The sequence below is a fragment of the Methanobrevibacter sp. genome (assembly GCF_045646205.1).
Lineage (GTDB): Archaea > Methanobacteriota > Methanobacteria > Methanobacteriales > Methanobacteriaceae > Methanocatella.
This window is the reverse complement of record NZ_JAZRKF010000064.1, coordinates 127,107-153,312: the sequence shown is the minus strand read 5'-3', so window position 1 is coordinate 153,312 and position 26,206 is coordinate 127,107. Positions and strand designations below refer to the sequence as shown.

Below are 26,206 nucleotides of genomic sequence, written 5' to 3'. Positions count from 1 at the left end.
CCCTTATTTATCGCTTACTTCTATAACATCCAATTGTTTGCAAAATGCTTTAACGCCTAATGTATCTGCTACGTTAGGCTGTGATCTTCCTTCATCACCTGAAATCAATTCCTTGATATACAATCCGCCTTCGGTTTTAATTTTCATTTCAAAATGAGTATCATCAATTACTTCACAGGACAAATCAAGAACATGCTTTATACGCACCTTATCAGCACGCCTGTGTGAAACCCTTATCGGAGTCTGCTGATGGATTTCTCCCAATTCAGATAAACTATTCAATTTATCCTTATCATAGGTCTCTTCACATTCGACCAATGCCTTATAAATCTTATATGCATCGGGAGATGATACCTTGATTTCGGCTTTCCTGTTTCTGTGTGTAAATTTAAGATTATGATATTGAGTTTTGCCCTGATTGATTTCATTGATTTCCTTTTCCAGGCTTTCCAAATCAATCTTTCTTATTTTAGGCTCTTTTATTTCAAGTACAAAAGGCCTTCCTGAGCCCAGCATCAATACGTCAATATCTTCTCTGCCCGCTCCATGGAATTTGGCTTCATATCCATCAGTAGCCTTTAAAATATGCTCGGAAATTAACTCTTCTACTGAACATGGATACTGCTTTCCTGTGAAATTACATTCCTCACATCCTCTGCCTCTGCATTTACGGCAAGGCCATTTGGTTTGAGGAATTCCACGGATGAGCTTATTGTATTTGCCTTCAATGAAAATCGGATTAATCTGAACACGGACTTTCGGCTCCTTAATTAAATTAACGTTAACGATGATGTCCTGCTTTTCAAAATTGACTTCCTTTTCAAGTTCCTCTTCCAGTCTTTTACCGATTATTCTATTGATTTCTTTTTTAATCGGCTCGACATCCAAATCCAAACTTTTAATGAACTCCTCATCACGTTTCTGAAGGTCCTTATCAATTCTGGAGCCTACAACGAATGAATCGAATTCCACTTTTAAAAAGTCCAGTTTATCATAAATCTTGTCAAACAATTCATCATCAATTTTATCAAAAATATTACCGCAGATGATGCATTCGCCTTTCAATTCAACGTCCAGAGATTCCGCCCTTGAGACATTGTCTTTGCCTTCAACGCTTTTTGAAAGCATTCTTCCAAGGCAATGTGGACAAATTTTACCATCTGTTTTTTCCAGGATTTCTTCCAATAGCTGCATGTTAATCTTATCTCATGAATTGACCCATCATACGGTTCATTGCACCGCCGCCTAAACGACCACCACGTTTTCCTAATCCTTTCATGGTCTTTTTAGTATTATTATAATATTTTAAAAGGTCTTTAACTTCTGATTCGTCAACACCGGCACCACGAGCAATTCTTTGAACTCTGGACTGTTTGATGATTTTAGGATTTTCCATCTCTTCCTGAGTCATTGATGACATCATAATCTTGTAGAGTTCAATTTTCTCTTCAGTCATTTTTGATGCCTCTTTAGGAATCTTATTACCCATTCCAGGAATCATGTTCAATACCTGCTGCATAGGACCCATCTTATTCATCATATCAAACTGATTTTTCATATCAACAAGGGTGAATTTACCTTTAAGCATGTTGTTCATGGTTTTTTCAGCAATATCCTCATCGATGTTCTCTTCAGCCTTTTCTATTAAACTTTTAATGTCTCCCATTCCAAGCAGTCTTGAAATAAACCTTTCAGGATCAAAGAGTTCAAAGTCATCAATTCTCTCACCTGTACCGATGAATTTAATCGGAGCTCCGGTTTCTGCAACAGCGGACAATGCGCCCCCACCTTTTGCTGAACCGTCAAGTTTTGTAATGATGATTGAACCAATGTCAGTGGCCTGTGAGAATGCTCTAGCCTGTTCACCAGCCTGCTGACCGATTGTTCCGTCAATAACGAGAATAGCTTCGGTAGGATTAATGATATTGTCCAATTCATCCATTTCTGCAATCAAATCAGACTCTTCCTTATGTCTACCTGCAGTATCGAAAATGATAACTTTACGATTTTTAAATTCCTTTAACCCGTTTTCAGCCAATTCCAATGCGTTTTTATTATTCGGATCACCATAAAGAGGGACGTCCATTTCTTCAGTCAATTGTCTTAATTGCTCATAAGCTGCAGGTCTCCATGTGTCTGTACATACAACAGCAGGGTTGAAACCTTTTTTCTGTAAGTATCTACATAATTTTCCAATGGTGGTTGTCTTACCACTACCCTGAAGCCCCAAGAACAATATTTTATAAGGCCTTTCGTTAATATCCAAGGTTGCAGCTTCACTGCCCAAGAGATTTACCATTTCTTCATAAATAATTGTTATAACATGTTCCCTTGGAGTAATACCCTTTGGAGGTTCTTCCTCAAGAGCTCTTTCTTCAATTTTTTTGGATAAATCTAAAACTAAAGCAATATTAACATCAGATTGAATTAATGCACGTTGAATATCTTTAACAACTTCTTTTATTGTTTTTTTATCAATAACGGACATTCCCACTAATTTCTTCATCGTATTAGTGAGATTTTCTCCTAAATTTCCAAGCATGATATCACTTTTAAATAAATTTATAAATTATATTATGATATACTTATATTTATATTAAGTTTTAAAATTTTTGTGTGAGACTATGTTAGAGGAAGTAAAAAAATCTTTGGAAGCATCCCCAATTGTTAAAAAAGGAGATTATAATTATTTTGTAAATCCCATCAGTGACGGTGTTCCTGCAATGGACCCTAAAATGTTGAGAGAATTGTCTTTGGCTGTACATAAATATGCAGACCTGGACGTTGATAAAATTGTGGCTGTTGAAGCTATGGGAATTCATTTGGCTACAGCATTATCCCTTGCAACAGACATACCTTTTGTTGTAATCCGTAAAAGACAATACGGCCTTGAAGGTGAATATCAGGTACATCAAAAAACAGGTTACGGCTCTTCAGAACTTTTCATTAATGATTTGCATGCAGGTGAAAAGATATTGCTCATTGATGATGTTGTAAGTACCGGAGGAACATTAATAGCATTGATTGATACCTTAAAAGATTTGGATTTGGAAATCAAATCAATCGTTGCCGTTATTGAAAAAGGCGAAGGAAAAGAAATTGTCGAAAAGCAAACCGGCATGGACGTTTTATCAATAGTTAAACTTGACGTCATTGACGGAAAAGTAGTCATTGAAAAAACAATTGAAGATTAAAATGTCATTATACAATATGGATTTGGACAGAGCAATCCGTAAAATCAATTCCAAAAATTTCAAGACCGTGGGGCTTCAGTTTCCCGAAGGCCTTAAAATGCAGGCAGTAAACATTGCACGTGAAATTGAAGAGGAATGTGATGTTAACGTAATCATTTCAGGAGATCCCTGTTTTGGAGCCTGCGATGTTAGCGATTATAAAATGAAGGATTCAGTTGACTTAATCATTCATTTCGGTCACACCCCGCTGCCGATAAGGTATGAAATTCCTACACTATTTATAGAAGCCTTTGCCAATATTGACGTTAAAAAAGACCTTAAAAAATGTCTTGAAGCATTAAAAGACTATTCAAGAGTTGCATTGGTTACAACAACTCAACATTTACATTTATTGAATGAAATGAAGGATTTCCTTGAAGACAACGGAAAAGAAGTTGTACTCGGTTCTTCTAAAAGCACAAGAAAAGGTCAGGTTTTAGGCTGTAACTTTTCTTCCATTAAGAATCTGGATGCTGAAGTTTATCTCTTCATTGGAAGCGGTAATTTCCACCCATTGGGAATTTATTTATTTACCAAATCGCCAGTTTATGCCCTTGATCCATATAATAATGAATTAAGAGAAATGACTGAATACGCTGACAGGATTTTAAGAATACGCTTTGCAAGAATTACAAAAGCGCGAGAAGCGAAAAAGTGGGGAATTATAGTCTCATCAAAAGAAGGTCAGTACCGACTTGAACTTGCAAAAGAAATAAAGAAACTGCTTAAGGACAGCGGCATGGAAGGATATCTGATAATGGTGGACAATGTTAACCCCGACGTACTGCTGCCATACTTTGATTTAGATGCATTTATAGTTACTGCATGTCCAAGAATAGCAATTGATGATTCCCAAATGTATAAAAAACCGCTTATAACCCCACAGGAACTTGAAATTGTTTTAAATAAACGGGAATGGGAAAATTATCAGTTGGATGAAATCCTCTTCAGACGAAGATAGTACACTAAATTTAAATATAAACATTGATAAAATTATTATATTAATGAAATTTTTTCTTACTTTGGTGATTTAATATGGGCGAGAATGAAGAACGAATTGTAATGCCAGGAGACAAATTAGGAATAATTGAACAGTATGTACCTGGAGAAGGTACTTATGATGACGATGGAGAAATTAAATCATCAGTACTAGGAAATGTCAAGATTAACCAGAAAAAGAGAGTTATCTCAGTTGACTCAAAACTTGGAAAACCTGCTCTTTTAAAGAAAGGCGATATAGTATACGGTCAAATAACCGACATTAAGCCACAAAGAGCAAACATCAATATTGATTGTATTAAAGATAATCCAAGACCTTTAGCATTACCTTATATGGGTGCAATCCACATATCCCAAGCCAAAAAAGATTATTTGGAAAAATTAAGCGATGCATTTAGAATAGGGGATATTGTACAGGCTAAAGTAGTTAAAATAACTGGAGATAATGTTGATTTAAGTACTGTAGATAAAGATTGCGGTGTCCTAAAAGCAATGTGTACCCGTTGCAGAGATTATATGCACACCACCCAGAAAAAAGATGAAGTTCAATGTAATTCATGTAATAAAAAAGAAAAACGTAAAGTTTCAATAAACTATGTAAATGAATAATCAGGTAGATAATATGAATGATATCAGAATTCTCAATAAAAGTGCAAATGAAATAGAATTTGAAATTGAAGATGAAAGTCATGGAGTATGCAATGCACTTAGACATATCTTAATGGAAGACGAAAATGTTGAATATGCAGTTTACAACATTGACCACCCGCTTACCGGCAAACCAATAATGACCATTAAAACCAATGGTGCAGATCCAAAAGAAGCACTGAAAAAAGCTGCTGAACAACTTAAAGCAGACAGTGAAGCATTTAAACAACTTATTGAAGAAAATTTATAACTTCAATAATTATTATTTTTTTGTGTGGTTTTTATGGGAAAATATAAAAATCCCAGCTTAACGACAGATATTTTTATTTTTGACGATGATGAAAACTTTATTTTGATAAAACGTAAAAATGAACCATATAAGGATTACTGGGCATTGCCCGGAGGATTTGTAGATTATGGCGAATGCGTGGAAGATGCAGCAGCAAGAGAAGCTCTCGAAGAAACCAGCATTCATGTAAAACTGAATAAACTTGTCGGAGTGTATTCCGATCCTTCAAGAGACCCGAGAGGACACACTGTAAGCATTACCTATACTGCAAAAGGAGATATGGCCCAGATGAAAGCTGCAGATGATGCATGTGATATAGCCATTTTTACAAAAAAAGATTTGGAAAAAATAAATCTTGCTTTTGACCATGAAAAAATTATAAATGATTGCCTAAATTCTATTGTTAAGTAAATATTATAATCAATGAAAAATATAACTTTATATAATTTGAAATAAAAATTTAAAATAGATAAAAGAAAAAAATTGAGGTTGATAAAATGGAATTTTGCCCAGATTGTGGAGCAATGTTACTTCCTAATGACAATAAACTTAAATGTTCATGTGGATATACAAAAGATTTATCTTCAGACAACAACGAATATTCCGTTTCACAAGAAGTAAAAGGAAAGCAGGGTGTTGTTGACATGGGTGAGGCTGAAGATTTAAGATCAGAAATTACCGAAATATGTCCTGAATGCGGTCACGACAGAGCATATTATGAACTCAAACAAACCCGTAGTGCAGATGAAGCACCTACAAGGATATTTGAGTGTGCCAAATGCGGACATAAATGGAGAAATTACAACTAAGAGGACGATTATGAAAGATTCCCCAGATAAAGAAAACAGAATTTCTAATTTGAAAAATATGTTTGATCATATGAATGATGAAGAATTAGAAGAAAAATCAGAAATCGATGAATATGACGACATCGAAGAGGATGAAGAGTTAATCCGCTTTTTAAACGAACCCCATGAGGATTACGAAATCGATGACGAGTATATTTATCGTCCGGGTAAAGATTCTCCTAATGTAATTAATCTAGAAGATGAAGCTGAAATTGATGAAAATTTCATTATTGAAACTGATATTAACGAAAAAATAGACGGTCAATCACAGGTAATTAATGAGCCTTCAGACTTTGAAGACACAATTAATGATAACTTTGACAGTATGGTTAACATGAAAATTGGTGAAAAACCGATTTTAGCTATCATTAGTTTGATTTTAGGAATCATATTTATTGTTGCTTCAGTTGTAGTCTATAATTCCGGAACTGATAGAATAGTGGATAATGTTGTTTCCGGTGAAAATAACTTTTTAGTTGTTGTTTTAATAATTATCGGAGCATTATTAATCATTTATGGATTATTTAAACTATTGAATGTTAAAAATCCATTTGAGAGTATGTTCGAATCAATGAATGATGATGAAGAAAAGGAAAAGTTGAAAAAAGTTGAAGATAAACCCGAAAAACCAACTATTCCTAAAAGCAACATTCCATTAGATAAAGAATCATACAAAATCGGTGAGTTCGACATGGATGAGCTTAAAAGCAATCTAAAAAACTCTTTTTCTAAAACCGTGAAAAAACCAGAAGAGCCATCAACTTCAGAACCGGAGGAAATAGATGTTGAAAATCTCCCTCCTGCACGTGAAAAATCTCCAGATAACAAAGGATTAATCAAAGAAGAAATTGAAGAAAAAGACTATGAACAAGCTCAACTTGATGGCGAGTCTATTGATGATATCTTTGCAGATGTTGAAGATTTAAAAGAAAATAAAGAATAATATTTATATATTGGGCCTGTGGTCTAGTCAGGAATGACACAGGACTTCGGATCCTGAAATCGGGGGTTCAAATCCCTCCAGGTCCGCTACTTTTTTTAAAATTATTTAACAGATATGGTGATTAATGGAAACTAAATTAACTATTTTTTTACCCTAACCAAAGCTTCCTTAAAGAAATCCGGAACCAAAGACCTGTAAATCGGACTTTTAAGCACCATATTAATATCTGAATCCAGAATATATGTGTAACAGTAATCGTCCTCTGCACGCATACCACGACCATATGCCTGCATTAATGTCATTACCGTTTTATATGCATACCACTTTTGATCGGTTTTTCTTCTCATGTTAATCTGTTTGTCTCCAAGATACGGGAAAGGAATTTTATAAATAACCTGGAATCTGCATTTATCATAAGGCAAATCCACACCTTCACTCATTGATGGAGAAACTAACACTAATGGATTTTCATCTTTTTCAAAGTAATTCAGGATTCCCTCACGATTATCGGAATTATGTGATATTAATCTTGAATTAATCAGATTATTATTGATGAAATGCTGGCACTTATAGCTGTTAGTGTGAATTAATCCTTTTTCATCCTTATGTTTTTCAAGAATTTCTTTTAAAATCGGAATTGTTTTAGGTGCAGTCTTTTTAATCCTATTTTTAGACATTTTTCCAACTGTATTTAAAATAATAGGTCTTTTTTCTTTAGAAAACGGACTGTCCACTTTAATATGATAGACTTCATCCGGAGATAAACCCAGCCATTTCGAAAAGAGATTGCTGGATAAAATCGTTGCACTCATGAAAATGACAACATCACCATATTTAAGCAAACTGTCTTTAGCATAATGATGGACTCTTAATGGTTTGAATGAAACACCCGCTTCATTGGTGTCGATAACCCAGTTTTCAGGTTCACTTTCAAGGTTTTTCTTAAGGGTTTTGAGTCTTGAAATAGTGGATCTTATTCTATCTGCCTTATTTTTGGACAAATCTTTAATTTCAATGTCCTCATATGACTCGCTGATGGCTGCTATTTCCATAAGCCAATCCTCAAGTTCACCGTCATTGAGGGTTTCTTTGGAAATGACTTTGCTTATGTCTTTTTCCAGACGGTGATTATACAGATTGACTTCCATCGTATTCATTAATTTGGATTCGATATTATGGGCCTCGTCCAGAATGAGAAGTGAACGAGTACCGAAATGCTTAACGTAATTCAATTCGGCTATCGCATAATCATAGTTCATTAAAGTAATCGGAGAGTTGATTGCATTTGCCTTTTGCTCCCAGTAATGACAATGGTCACATGACTGGTAAAATACAGCACCCCCAAAGGAATCCTCAAAAGCCATCTCAGCGTCCAAAGTAGGGTTTTTGGCAACACCGAAAGCACAGAAGAAATTGCTTGATGTTGGAGAAGTCTTACAGGCACCCATATCACAGGTAACATCAAGTCCATCATGCAGACATGAGAAATTGGATCTTCCTTTAACCAAAGGGAACTTAAACTCGTCGCTGTACTGTGACTGCAACTGTTTTGTCATTGTTAATATATAAGCGGAACCGTACATTTTAGCAAGTGTTGTAGCAATAGCTGACTTACCAGTACCTGTTCCGGCTTCCAGAATGATATATTTATAGCCCTGCTTAATTGCATCATCAATATCCTGAATAATCTGAAACTGGCCTAATCTAGGTTCGTAGAATGGGAAATTTTCAATTATATCCTCATCAATATTAGGGTATTGCTCTTTAAGTTCGAAAAATCTATTGACCTGCATTTTATGGTCTTCAATTGAATAGACTTCTGGAATCTCATCATCTAAAATTGAAGATGACCTTGGCTTTGTAAAACTAAATAAATTAGCAGAAGCCTTTTTTTCACTAGATTTCTTATTATTACAAATACAATTGCTTTTAAGCATACCACAATTTGGACAAAACATAGAATTTGACATCAAAAATATATTAGTAATGTATAGTATAAATAAATTATATAAGAGCATTTGACGAGAAATATTTATAAGTGATAATATGGCCGAAAGAGGAAAATTATATGGAATTGGTGTTGGACCTGGAGATACTGAATTATTGACTTTAAAAGCTGTTAGAATCTTAGAAACAGTTCCAGTCGTTTTTTCACCAAAATCCTCAAAAGAAAAAGAAAGTATAGCATTTTCAATTGTCAAACCTGTTATTGAAGGCAGAAAAGATTACAAAAAATTAATGTTGGTAGAACCAATATTTCCAATGATAGAAGATAAAGAGGAACTTGAAAGAGTCTGGACATCCGCTTCTGAATTAATTGCACAATATCTCGATACCGGACGTGACGTTGCATTTATTACACTTGGAGATCCATCTATTTTCAGTACCTATTCATATGTTCAAAAGAAATTGAAAGGAGCTTATGAAATTGAAACTGTTCCTGGAATTACTGCATTTACTGCCTGTGCGGCTGCCCGTAATGAAGCATTAGTCGAACAGAATGATATTTTATCTGTTGTTCCAAAAATCGATGATAGGTTGGATGAGGTAATAGAACACAGTAATGCAATAGCTTTAATGAAAGCATCAAGAAATATGCGTAAATTAGAATTAAAAATTGAAAATAACAAACGTACAACCGACATTTATTCCGTTCAAAATTGTACCCGTGAAAATGAAAAAGTTATTGAAGGTTTTTCAAAAGATAAACCCTATCTAACTACAACAATTATTAAACTAGATGACTGAGTCTAGTTTAATGGTTCAATTTCGAAAACACATTTGCCGTCACCCATAGTATAACATTGAATTTCAATTACACTAACCGGTGAATTGAAGTATTCGCTAAATAATGCTTCAAAAATACCAGTATCTAAAAAACATGCAGGTTTACCTGTTTTTGGTAATAATCCGCATTCAAAACAATCGACAGAAGTTACTTTAATTATGTCCCCAATTTCAAATGAGACTCTGCCTAATCCCTGATTTTCCCAAAATTCTCCAATGTTTGTTAAGAACTGGTTTAAATCCTCATCATATAAGGAATCAAATAATGATTTTCCGATTTGGTTTCCCGTTGCCTGCAATACCGGGTCTATGTTGATTCCTTCCTGAATAAGCATTGATCTTAATGTATGGAATAATAAGAGTGTAAAATCTCCATTATCATTGATAATATTGTTGACCAAATATTCTTTTTGGGTCTCTTCAAGCTCCTTTTGTTCTTTAAGATTAACAGAGCCCAAATATTTGGAATTAATATAAAAAATCTTTTTTCTATTATCATTAGGATGAATTTTAAATGATACAATTCCCATTTCCCTTAATCTTTTTAAGTGTACAGAAACCGTAGATTTTGATTTACCAGTATTAGAAACAATTTCATCGAATTCCATTTCACTGCTTCTTAACATTTCTAAAATGGTAAGTTTTACTGGACTTTTAACTACATTTACACCTATATTTTTTTCGGGACTTGAGAATATTTGTATCGGTTTATCTTCCCCCATTAATTTACACCTCTTAAAATTAATTTAGATTTTTAGGTTAATATATTTAACTAAGAACATAATTTTTTGAAAAATGATTAAAGTGAAAAAAAGATTTAAAAAAATATTTCTAACTGTTCAATTTCAAAAACGAACAATTTCATTAATCATAATCTATATATATGCACATTAACAAAAATAACATTAAATCTATATATCATTCGTATAGATTAAAACAAAATTTATTTGAGGAATAAAAATGAAAGCTAACGCTCAAAAAATAGCTGAAGGAGTATACTGGATTGGTGTTCTTGACTGGGATTTAAGAACTTACCACGGATATACCTTAGATGGTACAACATACAACGCATACATTGTATTTGGTGAAGACAAAGTAGCAATAATTGATAATGCTTACCCTGGAAAAACTGCTGAAATGATGGCACGTATCGACGATGCATTCGCTCAAGAAGGAAGAGATGTAAAAGTTGACTACATCATTCAAAACCACGTGGAAAAAGACCACTCTGGTGTTTTATATGATTTACACAAAAGATTCCCTGAAGCACCAATTTACTGTACTGAAATCGCTGTAAAAGGTCTTTTAAAACATTACCCTAACTTAGAAGGTGCTGAATTTATAACTGTTGGAACCGGTGACACATTAGATGTTGGCGGAAGAACCTTAGCATTCTTGGATGCATTCTTACTCCACTGGCCAGACAGCATGTTCACATTACTCGCTGATGATACCGGAATTTTATTCCCTAACGATGCATTTGGTCAGCACTTATGTTTCACACAAAGATTCAGTGATGAAATCCCTGAATACGTATTAATGGATGCAACACAAAAATTCTATGCAAACTTAATCACTCCACTCTCAAAATTAGTACTTAAAAAATTAAATGAAGTAGTGGAATTAGGTTTACTCGAACAAATCAAAATGATTGCTCCATCCCACGGTCAAATCTGGAAAGACCCTATGCAAGTAATCGGAGCTTACCAGAACTGGGCTACCGGTGTTTGTGAAGACAAAATCACAATCATTTACGACACAATGCACTACTCAACCCAAACCATGGCTCACGAAATTGCAGAAGGTGCAATGTCTGAAGGATATGATGTTGAAATCTTCTTCTTACACGAAGATGAAAGATCAGAAATTGTTAAAAGTATCTTGACAAGTAAAGGAATAGCTATCGGTGATCCAACCATCAATGATGTGCCATACCCAAGTATCGGAGACATTATGTACTACTTGAAAGGTCTTTTATTCAACAGAACCGGCATTGAAAGAAAAGCTGTAACCTTTGGTTCCATGGGTGGAAGAGGAGGAGCTCCTGATAAACTCGCAGAAGAATTAGGTAACTGCGGATTTGATGTTGTAGAATCCCAAGAAATCTACTTTGTACCAAATGAAGATGAAAACGAAGCAAGCTATGAATTAGGTAAAAAATTAGCTCAAGCTTGTAAAGAATTATAATTATTTATAGTTGTTGAAATAAAACAATCAATATCCAAAACGGAGATGTATTAATATGGTAAAATACGAACATGAAATTGGAATTACAAAAGGAACTCCTGTAGAAAAATTCGTTGCAGGAAACTTTGAAGGTGAAACTAACGAAGTAGGAATCTACTTAGCTATGTCCAGACAAGCTTCCAGAGCAGGCTACGGAGAATTAGCTGAAGTATTCAAAAGATTAGCATGGGAAGAAGCAGAACATGCTGCAAGATTCTGTGAAATGAACGGAATCATTAAAGATGACCTCAAAGCAAACATCGAATGGATGATGGGCGGAGAAAAAATGGCTAACGCTGAAAAAAGAGAAGCTTCTGAAAAAGCTCAAGAAGCTGGAATCGAAACCGCTGCTGATTTCTTCAGAGAAAGTTCCAAAGACGAAGGTCGTCACTACAAAATCTTAGAAGGTATTTTAGAAAGATACTTCTAAATTGAAAGATTAATTTCTTTCAATTATTTTTATTTTTTACACCAGAACCACCAAATTGAAAAAACTTTAATAATATCACCAATATATTAAGAACTGAAATATTATTAAAACTAAGTTCTTAGCGATTTCAATGACAGAAAAAAAATTTAAAATCAGCAATTATTGGAAAATGAATATACTATATTCATTATTGATAATTTCAAATATTGTACTTCTTATAGGATTGATTTCTCATTTTTCAAAATTTGGAATTGGCATCAGTTTAGAAACTTTCCAGGATATTGCAGCCGCCATAGCGACCTTGAGTATTTTAGGATATGTATCCGGAAAATTGCCTAAAATAAAAAACAGAGGAAATAATCCCCTTTATGGAATGTCATATATACTCATAATGTGTGTAATAGGTATCATGACTTCTTATTTTGGAAGTAAAATTGACGCTAAAACTTATTTTGGACCATATTTAGAAATGTTTGGAATTTTATGTGGAGTTTTAATCTTTCTTATCCTTGCAACTAACTTAAAATCCTTTAAAGAGATTATACTTGGAAATTTTACTAAAAAAAATCAACTAAAATGTCTTATCATATTTGCAGCAATTGGGCTTTTTGCTTCATATGCCCATGTAACTGTTAATGATACCCCCGCCAACATCAGATGCCTGATAGTTATGATCAGCGGTTTATTTGGAGGTCCTGTTGTTGGAATACCTGTAGGATTAATATCCGGAGCATACAGATTTACCCTAGGAGGAGCAACTGCCCTGCCATGTGCAATTTCAACGGTGCTCAGCGGAGTTATCGGAAGTCTAACCTTTATTTGGAATGATAAAAAATTCCCTAAAACTCTTCATGCCATATTACTAATGTTTCTATTTACAGGATTTGATATGTTACTAGTCGTTACATTGAGCCCACCAGACATTTCATTTCCTTTCATTCAAAATATTTACCCAATAATGTTATTTGCATCTGTTGTAGGAATGTTATTATTCTCAATAGTCATTAAAGAATTAAAAGAACATATAAACCAGCCTAGCATAGAAGAAAAAAAAATCAAAGAACTTGAAAATAAACTGGAAGGATATGACAAAGAAATTGAAAAGTTAAAAAATGAAATCAAGAATCTGAAAAAATAATTTTTCCCACCAACATTTGATAGCATTTACTTGAAATAACCATCAATAATTTAATAGGTTAATATAAAACTATTAAAAATATTTAATGAATATGTAAAATAATAAAAGTTAATAATTAAAAAATAATATAAAAATAAGTAAATCTATATGAAACTGGCCACAATACTGAAAACAATAATCATTGCCATGATAACTGATATTGAATTGACAAGTGGCTTGTAGATATTTTCCGGAAGCTTATAGCTTAATAGGATTTCAAGCATTTTACCACCATCTAAAGGTTTCATTGGAAGTAAATTGAATGTACCGATTCCTAAATTCAAAATAAACATCCATTGGAATAATTCTAATAAACTAAAGTATATCCAAGGCAGCGGACCGAAAGCATTGCTTTTCAATTCATAATGTTTGCCGGCCTGTATACCGAAGTATCCTACTGATTCATTGTTCGGATTTTTATCCAGCGTCAGCGTGTATGATCCCTCATTCGTTCCCACAGTTACGTTATCTCCAGGCTTAAATGAACTGACAACATCCAAATAGCTGGTTGAGTTGTCAATTGTGTGATTATCAATTGATTCGATTATCATTCCTTCCTTTAGATGTTCACTGGCCGGAGAGTCACCTACAACACGATTGATTTCAATACCGTTTTCAGAAAAATTACCTGGTATCGCATATGATGAAATCACCAAGAATATTACCAGTGCAACAGCTGCAAGGGACATGTTTGCAATGGAACCTGCAGCATAAACCCGAAGCTGTGACAATCTGGAAGATTCTTTCAATTCATCTTCATCAGGCTCTACAAATGCACCGGGAATTATTGCAAATAGCAATAAACCAATGGATTTAATGCTTATCTTTTCACTGACAGCTAAGATACCATGTGAAAACTCGTGAATCACCAATACAGTAGCCAGACCAATTAATCCATAACCTAAAGGTACATAAATTGATGAACCGGGCATTTCAACTCCAGGAATAACGAGAGATACCGAAGGAGTGGTTGTTACAGTTTCAATTGATGATATTAAAAGCCATGCCATACCTATCATCGTGACAAATGATACTGCAATACCCAGCGTCATGAAATATTTCCAAAAGCGGGGAGATATGTCAGAAATTCGCTTAATTAATCCGCGAAGTCTTTCAGTTCTCCACATTATTATCGGAAAATCAATATCAAAACCATAATTGGATAATTTATTATTAAAAATTAAAGCTATTGTCCATATAACAAAGAAAGCTATCACATAATAATAAATTCCATTCATTTTAACACCTTATTAACTACCAAAGCAGGGAATCAAAAAATACAACATCAACTATATCGCCTTTCTGATATCCTTCATCGTTTTCATTAATTATAATATAACTGTTAGCCTCTACCATTGAACGGATAATGCCGGAACCTCTGTTTAAGATATGTCTTGCATAATCATCATCAGTAAATGCACGGATGAAATCTGTTCTTCCAAGCTGGGAAGGAATCTTTAATTTTGCTTCCCTTTTAACAATATGAAAATCAAAGTCTCTGCCCTGCATTTTAAATAAATATTTACGGGCAAATATATCAAATTGAGACATGGCCGCTACAGGCTGGCCTGAAAAGGTAAATATCATTTTACCGTTGATGATACCTGCACCAATAGGTTTACCTGGCCTTATTGCAACGCCGTGGAAAAGAATATCCCCCAAATCATCAACTACGTCCAGTACAACGTCACCTTTACTGATGGCCGTTCCGCCAGTAGTCATGATAACATCATATTCTTCACTTGCCTTTAAAACTTCTTCACGGACTTCTTCAAAGGTATCGCCTGCATGGGCAATGCTTACACATGCTCCTGCATCTTCAATCATAGATTTAATAGTAAAGTAATTTGAGTTTATAATTTTAGCCTTATCTATTTCCTCTTTTGTAGGTTCGACTAACTCATTACCTGTAATTATTAATTTGATTTTAGGTTTTTTATAAACTTTAACACTATCGTAACCTGCTGAAGCGATTAATCCCATTTCCTGATATCTGATAAAAGTATTTTTAGATAGAATTTGAGATCCTTTTTTGATATCTTCAGCTTTTGGAGAAACATTTTCTCCAGGAGTAACCTGAGAATAAATTGTTAACTCATCACCATCTGTTGTAGTGTATTCCTTCATTAAAACAGCATCTGCCCCCTCAGGAACCGGTGCACCTGTGGCAATAACAATAGCTTCCCCTTCATGTATTGTCTTGTCACAGAAATCTCCAGCACCAATTGCATCGACTATTTTTAATGTTTTAGGATTGGACTGTGATGCACCGAACGTATTTTCCCCTTTAAGTGCAAATCCATCCATTGCAGACTTGTCAAATGGAGGTGAGTTATGATATGCAATAATCTCTTCAGCTAAAACTCTTTTATGTGCTTCGGTTAATGGAACCTCTTCGGTATCCATAATCTTTTGATTTTCATCAATAAGCTTTAAAGCATCGCTTAAAGAGTCTAATTTAGATAAAAACATGTAAACACCAGCCAACTAATTATATTTATGCCATATATTTTTCAATAACTCCACGATAAGAGTTATTTAACTCATCAATTGTGAATTCATTATCATTGATTTTTAAGACATCTCCTTTAACTTCCCCTATAACAGTTACAGGAACATCTATTTTTGATAAAATTTCATCACATGCATCAGCTTTAACAGTCACTAAATATCTGGCGTGACTTTCTGAGTAAAGTAATTGATTTTCATCCAATTCATCACTGGTTAACTCTACTTCACAACCTTTTTCAGAAGAAATAACCATTTCTGAAAGTGCAATAGCTAAACCGCCTGCAGATACATCATGTATTGCTGTGATATTCTTATCAGCATCTTCATCCAATAGCTTTAAGATGGTTTTTGCATTTGCAACTTCATCATCAACCCTGATTCTTGGAGCAACACCTTTTTCCAAATCATGGATTGCACGGTGGTATTCAGAACCTGTTAACTCATCAAATGTCTTACCAATTAGTAAGATTTTATCTCCTTCATTTTTAAAGTCCATAGTTCTGATATTTTCAATATTTTCAACTCCAATAACTCCAACGGCAGGAGTAGGATTGATTTTAATTCCTTCAGTTTCATTATAGAAACTTACGTTTCCGCTGATAACGGGTGCTTCAAATTTCTCAGCAACCAAACTCATACCTTCAATAGCTGTCTTGAATTGCCATAATATTTCAGGTTTTTCAGGATTACCGAAGTTAAGACAGTCAACAACTGCATAAGGAGTGGCTCCCATTGAAACAACATTACGTATTGCTTCAGCAACACATCCTGCAGCCCCATCAAACGGAGACAATTTAGTGTGAATAGTATTGGAATCTGTTGTAAGTGCAATAGCCGTTTCATCATCAATTCTTAAAACAGCAGCGTCATCACCAGGTTTTACAACGGTTCTTACCTGAACCTCATGGTCATACTGTTTGTAAACCCAGCTTTTTGAAGCGATATTAGGTGAAGACAATAATTTAGGTAAGGATTCTTTGATTGGTGGATGAGCAACTTCCACTTTTTCCAAATCTTCAGGAATTTCTTCTAAAGGTCTGTCAATGGAAGGCGGATCTGCCAAAAGAATAGTAGGCAGGTTTGCAATTTCCTCACCGTCATCTGAAATAATCATGTTGTTTCCTTCACGAACTTCACCAATGACAGCTGAGACGATTTCATGTTTGTCACAGATTTGCTGAGCAAGTTCCACATCATCAGGATTTATTACAAATACCATTCTCTCCTGTGATTCGGAAAGCATAATTTCATATGGAGTCATACCAGTTTCCCTTAAAGGAATGGCACGTAAATCAACAAATGCTGCATTGTTTGAAGCGTCAACAAGCTCAGAAATACAGCAGGTAAGACCTCCACCACCTAAATCTTTAACACCGCTAACATCAATTTTTTCTAAAATTTCGAGTGATGCTTCAAGAACTCTTTTTTTGGTGAACGGGTCTGCAACCTGAACAGCAGGCCTGTCTTCAGTTTCAGAGTCAGATGTTAACTCTTCAGATGCAAAGGTAACTCCGTGAATTCCATCACGACCGGTAGTTCCACCCATTAAAAGGAATACATCGCCAAAGTTAGGTGCCTGAGCACGGACAATGTTTTCTTTTTCAACAAGACCTACACACATTACGTTAACTAAAGGATTTGTTCTAAAGGATTCGTCAAATTCGATTTCACCGGCAACGGTTGGAACACCAACACGGTTACCGTAATCGGAAATTCCTTTTACAACATGCTCGAATAGATATCTTGATTTTTCATCTTCCATTGGCCCGAATCTGAGTGAATCCAAAAGTGCAATAGGCATAGCACCCATTGATATAATATCTCTTAAAATTCCTCCAATACCGGTACCTGCTCCACCATAAGGCTCGATAGCAGATGGATGGTTGTGAGATTCCATACCTACAGCCAATGCATACTTATCGGTTACAGATACAAGTCCTGCATCGTCACCTGGACCTAAAATAATGTTTTCTCCTTCTGTTGGAAAAGCTCTTAAAAACGGTCTGCTGCTTTTGTAGGAACAGTGCTCTGAAAACATTACATCAAGCATTCCTTCTTCCAGTTCATTCATTTTCCTACCAAGGATTCCTTCAATATATTCAATTTCAGAATCAGCTAAAGTCATGTTAACACCTTAATTTTTAATTGAAATAATTACTTTTTCTCCTTCAATATCCCATTCTTTGGTATAATCTTTAGAGTCTTTACTGCATTCTTCACTGTCAGTTATAATTAAGCTATCTGCCCTTACTTCATGAGATATGAACTCAGATTGAGGAACGATTAAGTCTTTAAATTCAGCGGATGTTTCTACATCAACATTAATGTTTGCTTCGACATCCAAATCCAAATCTTTTCTCATGTCCTGAATTCTTCTAATTAATTCACGAGCCATAGCTTCTTGCCTAATTTCTAATGTGATATTAGTATTTACAAATACATTTCCGCCTTCAAACTCTGATGAAACGAAATCATCCGGAAGTTCTGAGTCGAATAATATATCATCTGATGACAATTCATGTCCTTCGATGGTTATACTTCCATTAGCTTCAAGGTCTGCCTTGATTTGATTACCGTCACCCTGCTTTAAAGCACCCATTACTTTACCCATATCTCCCTTGAGTCTTGGGCCTAAGGTTTTAAGGTTCGGTTTTGCATTAAATGATAATTTTTCAAATTCACTGGCGCATAAGACCTCTTTAGTATTAGATTGATCTTTAATAATATCAGTCAACTCTTCAATAGCTTTTAAAACATCTTCATCCTGAGATACTACTGTAATATCTGATACCGGCCATCTGAGTTTGTATTGTGCAATATCACGGGCTCTAATGGATGCATCGATAACTTCACGTGCAACATCCATTTTAGATTCCAGTTCCTCATCAATTGCATCTTCATCGTATCCCCAGTCATTCATGTGGATACTTTCAGGTGCATCAGGATTAACGCCTTTTACAAGGTTTTCATAGATTTCTTCTGATACATGAGGAGCTATTGGACATAAAACTGAAATTAATTTGATGAGTGCAGTGTATAAACTGTAATATGCACCCAATTTATCAGGGTCGTCACTTTCAACCCAGGTTCTTCCACGGATGAGCCTTACATACCAGCGGCTTAAATCTTCAAGGATGAAATTATTGATTTTTCTTGTTGCCTTATGGAAGAATAAATTATCTAAGTCTTCAGCAACTTCTTTAACTAATGTATTGGCTCTGGATATAATCCATTTATCTTCCAATCTTAAAATAATATCATCTTCAGTTAATTCAACAGGATTGAAGTTATCGAGGGACATGTAAGTGGTTGAAAATACATAAACATTCCATAAGATGTTGAACATTTTGTTGATGTTGAGGAGTTCATCCCATACGAATTTCAAATCATCCCACGGTTTTGAAGCCCATAAGAGATAGAATCTTAATACATCAGCACCGTATTTTTCAATAACTTCTTCGGGAGCCACTACGTTACCTAATGATTTGGACATTTTATTTCCTTTATCATCCAATACAAATCCATGCATTAATACTTTTTGATAAGGACTTTTACCCATTGAAATTACCCCAGTACCTAATTGTGAGTAGAACCATCCTCTGGTTTGGTCGTGACCTTCAGTAATGAAGTCATATGGGAACCAGTCTTCGAATTTTTCTTTTTCTTCAGGATAGTAAAGTGAAGCCCATCCGGCAACTCCTGAATCAATCCATACGTCTAAAACATCAGGAATTCTTTTTATAGCTTTTCCACAGCCGTCACATTTAATTTCAACTTCATCCACATATGGTCTGTGAATGAGTTCGGCATCAGATACATCGATATCTGTTAAAGCTTCAGATTTTAATTCGTCTAAGGAGCCTATAACTTTGATTTGACCACAGTCAGGACATTCCCAAATAGGAATAGGAATACCCCAGTATCTTTGTCTTGAAATTGTCCAGTCACGGGCGTTATCTACCCAATCATGGAATCTGCCTTCTCCAGCCCATTTAGGTACCCATTCCACACGGGCAATTTCATCCAGCATTTTCTGCTTAATGTCTGTTACTTTCAGGAACCATTGTTTGGTTGCAATATAAATGATTGGAGTTTTACATCTCCAGCATACCCCGTATCTGTGCTCAATGGTTTCTGATCTATACATTAAACCTTTATTTTCTAAATCTTCAATAATTTGAGGGTTTTCATCTTTAGTAAATTTAGTAGCGTATTTGCCTGCATCTTCAGTGAAGCATCCGTCTTCACCAACAGGACAGAAAATCGGAAGGCCATTGGCCTGACCTACTTCAAAGTCCTCAGGACCGTGTCCAGGTGCGGTATGAACCAAACCTGTACCTTCGCCAAGTTCTACATGGTCACCGGATAATACTGTATGGACTTTTTCAATTTCTGAATCAAATTCCATTTGTTTTGGAATTTCGTCTGCCAAAATATAATCATAACCGAATCCGATAATGTCTGTACCTTTAACTGTTTTAATTACTTCATATAAGACTTCTTTTTCTTCAATGATTTTGTCCTCTTCGTCTTCTGATTCGGCAGGTATCTTGGTTTTATGGATTTTAACCTGTTTGCCTAAAACCTCTTCCATAAGGTTTTCAGCTAAAATCAAGGTTTCACCATCTTTTAAAACGTAAACATAATCAAATTCCGGATTGGCACAGATTGCCATATTTGCAGGAAGTGTCCAAGGAGTGGTTGTCCATACAAGGAAATAGGTATTTTCCTCACCGGTGACAGGGAATTTAATGAATATGGAAGGGTCAACTTTATCTTCATATTCAATTTCAGCGGCCGCAAGTGCTGTTCCACAATGAGGACACCAGCTGATTACTCTCTGGTCGTTTACAAGCAAATCCTGGTCATTGGCTCTTTTTAATGTCCACCATGAAGATTCCATATATTTCGGATCAAGCGTCATGTATGGGTCATCCCAGTCCATCCAAACTCCTAACTGGTCGAATTCCTCTTCCATAGCCACCTTATTTTCCATTGCAAATTCCCTACATTTATCGACAAAAGCAGCTATTCCGATTGTATCTTCGATTTCCTGTTTGGATTTAATGCCCATTAATTGCTCTACTTTATGCTCGATTGGAAGACCGTGCATATCCCAACCTGCTTGTCTTCTTAAACTAAATCCATTCATTGATTTATAACGTAAATATGAATCTTTAATAACTTTATTCCAAGCAGTACCCAAGTGTATTTTTCCACTACAATATGGTGGACCATCTAAAAATGAGTATTTGGGACCTTTTTCTCTAAGTTCTGTGACTTTTTTGAAAGTATTTTCATCTTTCCAGAATTTCTGTACTTTCTTTTCTATCTTATCATGATCGTATGATTTTTCTGCCTCGTTTATTGGCATTGTAACTCCTCAAAAATTAATAATCTATAATATTTATACTTTTGTTTTAGATAATAAATAAAGGTTATTACAATCATGAATATTTTAAAAAAAATAGAAAAATTTCAAAATAAAAACAAGAAAAAAAATTTAAAAACTTATCCTCAAAAAGAGGAAAGTTCAGTTTAATTTAAATATATTTTTTTAAGTCTTCGGCTTTATCGGTTTTCTCCCATAGGAGTCCTTCAATACCGAAGTGACCGTATTTAGCAGTTTGTTTATAAGTAACGTCTCTTAAACCTAATGTTTCGATAATTCCATCAGGAGTTAATTTGAAGTTTTCACGTACAATTTTTTCAAAGTCCAAATCTGCTGCAGCGGTTCCAAAAGTATCTACCATAACTGAAGTCGGTTCTGCAACTCCAATTGCATAGGATAGCTGGATTTCACATTTTTCAGCAAGACCGCTTGCTACAATGTTTTTTGCAATGTATCTTGCCATGTAGCATGCACTTCTGTCTACTTTGGTACAGTCTTTACCTGAAAATGCTCCACCACCGTGTCTTGCATATCCCCCATAGGTGTCTACAATGATTTTACGGCCAGTTAAACCAGCATCTCCGTGAGGACCGCCTATTTCAAACTTACCGGTCGGATTGATATGTTCTTTAGTGTCTTCAGTCATTAATCCTTTAGGAATGACTGCCTTAAAGAGTTTTTCACGGATATCTTCTTTTAATTGATCTTGATTATCTGATACTGACTCATCATGCTGGGTTGACAATACAACAGCATCAAGTGAAACGACATTGCCGTCTTTATCGTAATTTACTGATACCTGTGCCTTACCGTCAGGTCTTAAATATGGAATTTCACCGCTTTCTCTAAGTTCAGTTAATTTATTAGTTAATTTACGGGCAAGATCAATTGGATAAGGCATTAATGATTCTGTTTCATTGGTTGCGAAACCAAACATCATTCCCTGATCTCCAGCCCCGGTTTCTTCATCTCCACGGTCTACTCCCTGATTAATATCTGCAGACTGTTCATGGAGTCTGTTTTCAACTTTACATGTATGACCATCAAATTCCAAATCAGGATTATCATAACCAATTTCAATGATTGTGTCCCTTATGATTTTTTCAATTTCGTCTTCTGAGATATGAGCTGATGAGGTTATTTCACCAAATACCATACAAAAATCAGTTGTTACACAAGTTTCACATGCAACATGTGAATTTTTATCCTGTGCCATGTACGCATCCAATATAGCATCAGAAATAATGTCTGCAACTTTATCAGGGTGTCCCTGAGTTACTGATTCTGATGTAAATGTTCTACCTATTTCGTTCATATTATCACCAATATTAAATTCAAATAATTATATCAACATTATAAAATATTCATTAATTAATTATATCATAAATTATATATATAAATTATTGATTAGATATTTTTTAAATTCACAAGCAGACAGATGATAAACGATGAATATTATTTACATGATTGATTTTAACTGCCCATATTCTTATATTGGACTTGAAAGAGTTAAAAAAGCAGCTGAAACCTTAAATATTGATGTTGAATGGGAAATGAAAGCTTTTGAACTTGAACCCTTAGCCGTGAAAAGGCATGTAAAAAGCACTGCTGAAAGATACAGCGAAAAAAATGATGTATCCATAGAAGAGGCATCGGAAAAAATTAGAGAAATAGAAGAAATCGCACTTGAAGACGGCTTAAAAATTAATTATAAGGACATGTTACTTACAAGTTCAAATAATGCTTTAAGATTATCCAAATTCTGTCAGAATATGCATCCCGAAGTTACTTTAAAACTTGTTGAGGAAATATTTTATGCAAATCTTGTTGAAAACAAAAATATTGCAGACAATAAAGTTTTAAGTGAAATAGCTGTATCATGCGGACTGGAAGAATCCGAAGTCAGTAAAATTCTTGAAAACAATTATTACAATATTGAAGTATACCTTGATGCAGAAGAAGCTGTTTCTTATGGAATTACCGCTACCCCATGCTTTATATTTAATCATAAGGGAGAAAGACTCATCATTCCGGGAGTATTTTCAAACGGAGAATTTGAAAGTGCCCTGAAAGATATGGAAAGCGGTGAAATTGAAAAAAAGACTTTTGTTAATCCACATTAATCCAAAAGTTTTTACTTATTTTTATTACAAATTCTATTAAATTGATTGTGTGGCTGAAAATATATTAAGTCATTCAATCATTCATCATTTTAAATGACCATGAAATGCATTAAATGACAAGTAAAATCTTACCTCTTTTTTGATAATTACAAAGTAAGAGCAATATTGCTTTTAAAAATGAGTTAAATTTAATATAAATGAATTAAATAAGCAATAATCCATGATAAAAATAAAAATAGCCGATAATTATTTCAAAAGACTCATTGGGTTAATGTTTAAAAGAGATATCAATTATGGATTGTTAATCGTTTTAAAATATGGATCAAGCATTCACACCTGTTTCATGCTCTTTACAATAGACGTTTACTTTCTGGATGAAAATAAGATTGTTTTTGATAAGGTTACATTAAAACCCTGGAAATACTACAAAGCATCAAAAAAAGCCAGATATGTTTTGGAAGTTAAAGAAAATTCAATTGATTTGAATATTGGAGATAGATTGGATTTTTAGATATTATCCAAAATATCATCAGGATGTTCAAAAATCTGAATATCATCAATTTCAGATAATTTGCGGGTATTTTCAATGTCAATATCCCGCATATAAATAGTAATTATTTTACCTTCAGAAATTGCATCATAGGGACAGGAATTTCTGCACTGGCCACATCCTACACATTTGGTCAGGTCAATTTCATCATGAGGAATAATTGCACCTTCAGGACATGCCAAGGCTGCAACGCAATCATCACAATTTTTACATTTATCTTTTTCAACTTTTGAAGGTAAAACTGTATCAACAGGTCCCGGATGGATATCTACAGGAACCATGAATGTTTTAACGGCACCTTTTCCGGCCTGCGCAACAACATTTGTTACTAAAGTATCGGCAATACCGTAAACAATTTTGGAAACGGTATTGGCAGTGGCAGGTGAAACAATCAATAAATCATATTTACCGAGTGAGAATCTGCCTGTTATTGGAAATGAAAATTTTTGGTTGGAATCTGTAGCAAGCTCTCTATATTTACCACCAGTTAATCTGGTAACTCTTTCATAAAGCCCATACATTTTCAATACTTCTTCAGCTGCTCCTGAAAGAAATATCGTGACTTCATGATCTTTAGCTAGTTTTTCAGCAAGCTGAACAGATTCATTGAGTAAATGACCTGCTCCAGTAAAGGCAAACCCTATTCTCATAGTAATCTATAATTTATGATATTGATATGCGTCTCTGTCTGAAAATGCATAGTCCAAGCTTGTGTATTGGTTCATGAACTCTGCAACTTCATCAGCAATGTCTTCTTTGTCAACTGCTACACGTTTAATGAACTCAGCAACTTCAGTCATTTCTTTTTCTTTTAATCCTCTTCTGGTAATTTCCTGAGTACCGATTCTTACACCTGAAGGGTTATCGGAATTGTCCCTGTCATCACCAGGCAAGAGGTTTTTGTTTAAAATGACATTATTGTCAGCCAATTCTTTAGCAATATCGGATGCTGATCTGATATCAGATAAATCAACAGCAATTTGGTGAGATTCAGTAAATCCTTGTTCTTCACATAATACATTGAATCCTAACTCAAACATAGCCTGACCTAAAGCCTGAGCGTTTTTAATGGTTTGTTTTGCATAAGCTTCACCGAATTCTAACATTTCAGCTGTTGCAATACCTAAACCTAATAAATGGTGCAAGTGGTGGTTACTTACAACACCAGGGAAAACTGCATTGTCAATTATTTCTGCGTTTTCTTCGTGTGAAAGGATAATACCTCCTTGTGGACCAGGGAAAGTCTTGTGAGTACTTCCCATCATCAGGTCTGCACCTTCTTTTAACGGTTGTTGGAATTGGCCTCCTGCAATAAGACCTAATACGTGAGCTCCATCATACATGATTTTAGCTCCAACTTCATCAGCAGCTTCACGAGCTTCTTTAACTGGATGAGGGAATAAGAATAAACTTCCACCGAACAAGACAATTTGAGGTTTTTCTTCCAAAATCTTTTTATTCATTGCATCGATGTCAATGTTCATAATGTCCTTGTTTAATGGGTGGAAAACTGTTTTAAGACCACGAATACCTGCTGCACTAACATCAGCGTGTGAAATGTGTCCTCCTGAAGGAACTTCAAGAGCCATTACTTTTTCACCAGGTTTTGCAAAACCGAAAAATGCTGCGAGATTAGCGGTTACACCTGAAACAGGCTGAACGTTTGCATAATCACAGTCATAAACTTTACATGAAAGCTTTTTGGTTTTATCTTCAATTAAATCGACAAATTGACATCCTTCGTAGAATCTTTCAAAAGCTTGACCTTCAGCATATCTGTGAGCAAAATCCGTAGCTAAAGCTTCAGAAACTTCTACACTAGTAACATTTTCAGAAGCAATCAAATTAATACTGTTTCTCATATATTCAGTATGTTCTTGTGCTATTTTTTCAAAGTTTAAAATTTCATCATGATAATTAGTCATTTACTACACCTAAAATTTATTAAAATATTATGTATTAATTTTTGTTTATCTTATAATATAAGAGTTATGAAAAAATAGGTATCTTAAAAAAAAAAGTAAAATCTGTAAAAAAAGTGTTAAAAAAA

Annotated in this window: 24 protein-coding genes and 1 tRNA gene; 14 read left to right on the top strand and 11 right to left on the bottom strand. The window is 34.6% G+C overall.

Annotation, left to right across the window (positions count from 1 at the left end):
* Positions 1-3: 3 nt before the first annotated feature.
* Positions 4-1,194 carry a tRNA pseudouridine(54/55) synthase Pus10 gene (locus tag ACKI44_RS11765; protein ID WP_407424625.1) on the bottom strand — a complete coding sequence of 397 codons (1,191 nt, stop codon included), beginning with the start codon at positions 1,192-1,194 and terminating at the stop codon, positions 4-6.
* Positions 1,195-1,201: 7 nt separating this feature from the next.
* A complete protein-coding gene (locus ACKI44_RS11760; RefSeq protein ID WP_407424623.1) occupies positions 1,202-2,542 on the bottom strand; it encodes a signal recognition particle protein Srp54 in 1,341 nt (446 codons plus the stop codon).
* An 82-nt stretch (positions 2,543-2,624) separates the two neighbouring features.
* Between ACKI44_RS11760 and hpt the strand changes: the two genes are divergently transcribed.
* The 8 genes from hpt to ACKI44_RS11720 all read left to right on the top strand — a co-directional run bounded on the left by hpt (position 2,625) and on the right by ACKI44_RS11720 (position 7,046).
* Entirely contained in the window at positions 2,625-3,194 is a 570-nt protein-coding gene (hpt, locus tag ACKI44_RS11755) for a hypoxanthine/guanine phosphoribosyltransferase (RefSeq protein ID WP_407424621.1), read from the top strand.
* Between the two features lies 1 nt (position 3,195).
* Positions 3,196-4,194 (top strand): diphthamide biosynthesis enzyme Dph2, encoded by a 999-nt coding sequence (gene dph2 / locus ACKI44_RS11750; protein ID WP_407424619.1) that lies wholly within the window; start codon positions 3,196-3,198, stop codon positions 4,192-4,194.
* 74 nt (positions 4,195-4,268) lie between these two features.
* Positions 4,269-4,841 (top strand): exosome complex RNA-binding protein Csl4, encoded by a 573-nt coding sequence (locus tag ACKI44_RS11745; protein ID WP_407424617.1) that lies wholly within the window; start codon positions 4,269-4,271, stop codon positions 4,839-4,841.
* A 13-nt stretch (positions 4,842-4,854) separates the two neighbouring features.
* Positions 4,855-5,130 (top strand): DNA-directed RNA polymerase subunit L, encoded by a 276-nt coding sequence (locus tag ACKI44_RS11740; protein ID WP_407424615.1) that lies wholly within the window; start codon positions 4,855-4,857, stop codon positions 5,128-5,130.
* A 33-nt stretch (positions 5,131-5,163) separates the two neighbouring features.
* Positions 5,164-5,580 (top strand): NUDIX domain-containing protein, encoded by a 417-nt coding sequence (locus tag ACKI44_RS11735; RefSeq protein ID WP_407424613.1) that lies wholly within the window; start codon positions 5,164-5,166, stop codon positions 5,578-5,580.
* A gap of 86 nt (positions 5,581-5,666) precedes the next feature.
* Positions 5,667-5,978 carry a transcription factor S gene (locus ACKI44_RS11730; RefSeq protein WP_303737479.1) on the top strand — a complete coding sequence of 104 codons (312 nt, stop codon included), beginning with the start codon at positions 5,667-5,669 and terminating at the stop codon, positions 5,976-5,978.
* A gap of 10 nt (positions 5,979-5,988) precedes the next feature.
* A complete protein-coding gene (locus tag ACKI44_RS11725) occupies positions 5,989-6,960 on the top strand; it encodes a topoisomerase IV (protein WP_407424611.1) in 972 nt (323 codons plus the stop codon).
* A 12-nt stretch (positions 6,961-6,972) separates the two neighbouring features.
* Positions 6,973-7,046, top strand: a tRNA-Arg gene (locus ACKI44_RS11720).
* Between the two features lie 54 nt (positions 7,047-7,100).
* On the opposite strand, the gene ACKI44_RS11715 is transcribed toward ACKI44_RS11720, so the two are convergent.
* Entirely contained in the window at positions 7,101-8,930 is a 1,830-nt protein-coding gene (locus tag ACKI44_RS11715; protein WP_407424609.1) for a helicase C-terminal domain-containing protein, read from the bottom strand.
* A 76-nt stretch (positions 8,931-9,006) separates the two neighbouring features.
* Here ACKI44_RS11715 and cobI point away from each other — a divergent pair, with 76 nt between their 5' ends.
* Positions 9,007-9,708: a precorrin-2 C(20)-methyltransferase gene (gene cobI, locus ACKI44_RS11710; RefSeq protein ID WP_407424607.1), complete on the top strand. Its 702-nt coding sequence runs from the start codon at positions 9,007-9,009 to the stop codon at positions 9,706-9,708.
* 2 nt (positions 9,709-9,710) lie between these two features.
* On the opposite strand, the gene ACKI44_RS11705 is transcribed toward cobI, so the two are convergent.
* A complete protein-coding gene (locus ACKI44_RS11705) occupies positions 9,711-10,469 on the bottom strand; it encodes a V4R domain-containing protein (protein ID WP_407424605.1) in 759 nt (252 codons plus the stop codon).
* 238 nt (positions 10,470-10,707) lie between these two features.
* Between ACKI44_RS11705 and ACKI44_RS11700 the strand changes: the two genes are divergently transcribed.
* The 3 genes from ACKI44_RS11700 to ACKI44_RS11690 all read left to right on the top strand — a co-directional run bounded on the left by ACKI44_RS11700 (position 10,708) and on the right by ACKI44_RS11690 (position 13,541).
* Complete coding sequence (locus tag ACKI44_RS11700) at positions 10,708-11,934, top strand: FprA family A-type flavoprotein (RefSeq protein ID WP_407424603.1); 1,227 nt, start codon at positions 10,708-10,710, stop codon at positions 11,932-11,934.
* A 55-nt stretch (positions 11,935-11,989) separates the two neighbouring features.
* Positions 11,990-12,403: a ferritin family protein gene (locus ACKI44_RS11695; RefSeq protein WP_058740194.1), complete on the top strand. Its 414-nt coding sequence runs from the start codon at positions 11,990-11,992 to the stop codon at positions 12,401-12,403.
* A gap of 130 nt (positions 12,404-12,533) precedes the next feature.
* Positions 12,534-13,541, top strand: coding sequence for a LytS/YhcK type 5TM receptor domain-containing protein (locus tag ACKI44_RS11690; RefSeq protein WP_407424600.1), 1,008 nt, complete (start codon positions 12,534-12,536; stop codon positions 13,539-13,541).
* A gap of 143 nt (positions 13,542-13,684) precedes the next feature.
* On the opposite strand, the gene ACKI44_RS11685 is transcribed toward ACKI44_RS11690, so the two are convergent.
* The 5 genes from ACKI44_RS11685 to metK form a co-directional block, all read right to left on the bottom strand.
* On the bottom strand, positions 13,685-14,818 hold the full coding sequence (locus tag ACKI44_RS11685; RefSeq protein WP_407424598.1) for a site-2 protease family protein: 1,134 nt from the start codon (positions 14,816-14,818) through the stop codon (positions 13,685-13,687).
* Positions 14,819-14,834: 16 nt separating this feature from the next.
* Complete coding sequence (gene glp / locus ACKI44_RS11680; RefSeq protein ID WP_407424596.1) at positions 14,835-16,052, bottom strand: gephyrin-like molybdotransferase Glp; 1,218 nt, start codon at positions 16,050-16,052, stop codon at positions 14,835-14,837.
* A gap of 25 nt (positions 16,053-16,077) precedes the next feature.
* Entirely contained in the window at positions 16,078-18,216 is a 2,139-nt protein-coding gene (gene purL, locus ACKI44_RS11675; RefSeq protein WP_407424594.1) for a phosphoribosylformylglycinamidine synthase subunit PurL, read from the bottom strand.
* 9 nt (positions 18,217-18,225) lie between these two features.
* A complete protein-coding gene (ileS, locus tag ACKI44_RS11670; protein WP_407424592.1) occupies positions 18,226-21,465 on the bottom strand; it encodes an isoleucine--tRNA ligase in 3,240 nt (1,079 codons plus the stop codon).
* Positions 21,466-21,634: 169 nt separating this feature from the next.
* Positions 21,635-22,798 (bottom strand): methionine adenosyltransferase, encoded by a 1,164-nt coding sequence (gene metK, locus ACKI44_RS11665; RefSeq protein ID WP_407424590.1) that lies wholly within the window; start codon positions 22,796-22,798, stop codon positions 21,635-21,637.
* A 133-nt stretch (positions 22,799-22,931) separates the two neighbouring features.
* Here metK and ACKI44_RS11660 point away from each other — a divergent pair, with 133 nt between their 5' ends.
* Both ACKI44_RS11660 and ACKI44_RS11655 read left to right on the top strand, forming a co-directional pair.
* On the top strand, positions 22,932-23,606 hold the full coding sequence (locus ACKI44_RS11660; protein WP_407424588.1) for a DsbA family protein: 675 nt from the start codon (positions 22,932-22,934) through the stop codon (positions 23,604-23,606).
* Positions 23,607-23,826: 220 nt separating this feature from the next.
* Positions 23,827-24,117: a DUF192 domain-containing protein gene (locus ACKI44_RS11655; RefSeq protein ID WP_407424586.1), complete on the top strand. Its 291-nt coding sequence runs from the start codon at positions 23,827-23,829 to the stop codon at positions 24,115-24,117.
* Here the strand turns inward: ACKI44_RS11655 and ACKI44_RS11650 are convergent.
* Positions 24,114-24,806 carry a dihydromethanopterin reductase (acceptor) gene (locus ACKI44_RS11650; RefSeq protein WP_407424584.1) on the bottom strand — a complete coding sequence of 231 codons (693 nt, stop codon included), beginning with the start codon at positions 24,804-24,806 and terminating at the stop codon, positions 24,114-24,116. The genes ACKI44_RS11655 and ACKI44_RS11650 overlap by 4 nt on opposite strands.
* Before the next feature lie 6 nt (positions 24,807-24,812).
* Positions 24,813-26,081: a serine hydroxymethyltransferase gene (gene glyA / locus ACKI44_RS11645; protein WP_407424582.1), complete on the bottom strand. Its 1,269-nt coding sequence runs from the start codon at positions 26,079-26,081 to the stop codon at positions 24,813-24,815.
* Positions 26,082-26,206: the final 125 nt, after the last annotated feature.

Coding starts and splice junctions, on each gene's coding strand:
- ACKI44_RS11765 (WP_407424625.1), bottom strand. CDS start 1,194: ATGCAGCTATTGGAAGAAATCCTGGAAAAAACAGATGGTAAAATTTGT.
- ACKI44_RS11760 (WP_407424623.1), bottom strand. CDS start 2,542: ATGCTTGGAAATTTAGGAGAAAATCTCACTAATACGATGAAGAAATTA.
- hpt (WP_407424621.1), top strand. CDS start 2,625: ATGTTAGAGGAAGTAAAAAAATCTTTGGAAGCATCCCCAATTGTTAAA.
- dph2 (WP_407424619.1), top strand. CDS start 3,196: ATGTCATTATACAATATGGATTTGGACAGAGCAATCCGTAAAATCAAT.
- ACKI44_RS11745 (WP_407424617.1), top strand. CDS start 4,269: ATGGGCGAGAATGAAGAACGAATTGTAATGCCAGGAGACAAATTAGGA.
- ACKI44_RS11740 (WP_407424615.1), top strand. CDS start 4,855: ATGAATGATATCAGAATTCTCAATAAAAGTGCAAATGAAATAGAATTT.
- ACKI44_RS11735 (WP_407424613.1), top strand. CDS start 5,164: ATGGGAAAATATAAAAATCCCAGCTTAACGACAGATATTTTTATTTTT.
- ACKI44_RS11730 (WP_303737479.1), top strand. CDS start 5,667: ATGGAATTTTGCCCAGATTGTGGAGCAATGTTACTTCCTAATGACAAT.
- ACKI44_RS11725 (WP_407424611.1), top strand. CDS start 5,989: ATGAAAGATTCCCCAGATAAAGAAAACAGAATTTCTAATTTGAAAAAT.
- ACKI44_RS11715 (WP_407424609.1), bottom strand. CDS start 8,930: ATGTCAAATTCTATGTTTTGTCCAAATTGTGGTATGCTTAAAAGCAAT.
- cobI (WP_407424607.1), top strand. CDS start 9,007: ATGGCCGAAAGAGGAAAATTATATGGAATTGGTGTTGGACCTGGAGAT.
- ACKI44_RS11705 (WP_407424605.1), bottom strand. CDS start 10,469: ATGGGGGAAGATAAACCGATACAAATATTCTCAAGTCCCGAAAAAAAT.
- ACKI44_RS11700 (WP_407424603.1), top strand. CDS start 10,708: ATGAAAGCTAACGCTCAAAAAATAGCTGAAGGAGTATACTGGATTGGT.
- ACKI44_RS11695 (WP_058740194.1), top strand. CDS start 11,990: ATGGTAAAATACGAACATGAAATTGGAATTACAAAAGGAACTCCTGTA.
- ACKI44_RS11690 (WP_407424600.1), top strand. CDS start 12,534: ATGACAGAAAAAAAATTTAAAATCAGCAATTATTGGAAAATGAATATA.
- ACKI44_RS11685 (WP_407424598.1), bottom strand. CDS start 14,818: ATGAATGGAATTTATTATTATGTGATAGCTTTCTTTGTTATATGGACA.
- glp (WP_407424596.1), bottom strand. CDS start 16,052: ATGTTTTTATCTAAATTAGACTCTTTAAGCGATGCTTTAAAGCTTATT.
- purL (WP_407424594.1), bottom strand. CDS start 18,216: ATGACTTTAGCTGATTCTGAAATTGAATATATTGAAGGAATCCTTGGT.
- ileS (WP_407424592.1), bottom strand. CDS start 21,465: ATGCCAATAAACGAGGCAGAAAAATCATACGATCATGATAAGATAGAA.
- metK (WP_407424590.1), bottom strand. CDS start 22,798: ATGAACGAAATAGGTAGAACATTTACATCAGAATCAGTAACTCAGGGA.
- ACKI44_RS11660 (WP_407424588.1), top strand. CDS start 22,932: ATGAATATTATTTACATGATTGATTTTAACTGCCCATATTCTTATATT.
- ACKI44_RS11655 (WP_407424586.1), top strand. CDS start 23,827: ATGATAAAAATAAAAATAGCCGATAATTATTTCAAAAGACTCATTGGG.
- ACKI44_RS11650 (WP_407424584.1), bottom strand. CDS start 24,806: ATGAGAATAGGGTTTGCCTTTACTGGAGCAGGTCATTTACTCAATGAA.
- glyA (WP_407424582.1), bottom strand. CDS start 26,081: ATGACTAATTATCATGATGAAATTTTAAACTTTGAAAAAATAGCACAA.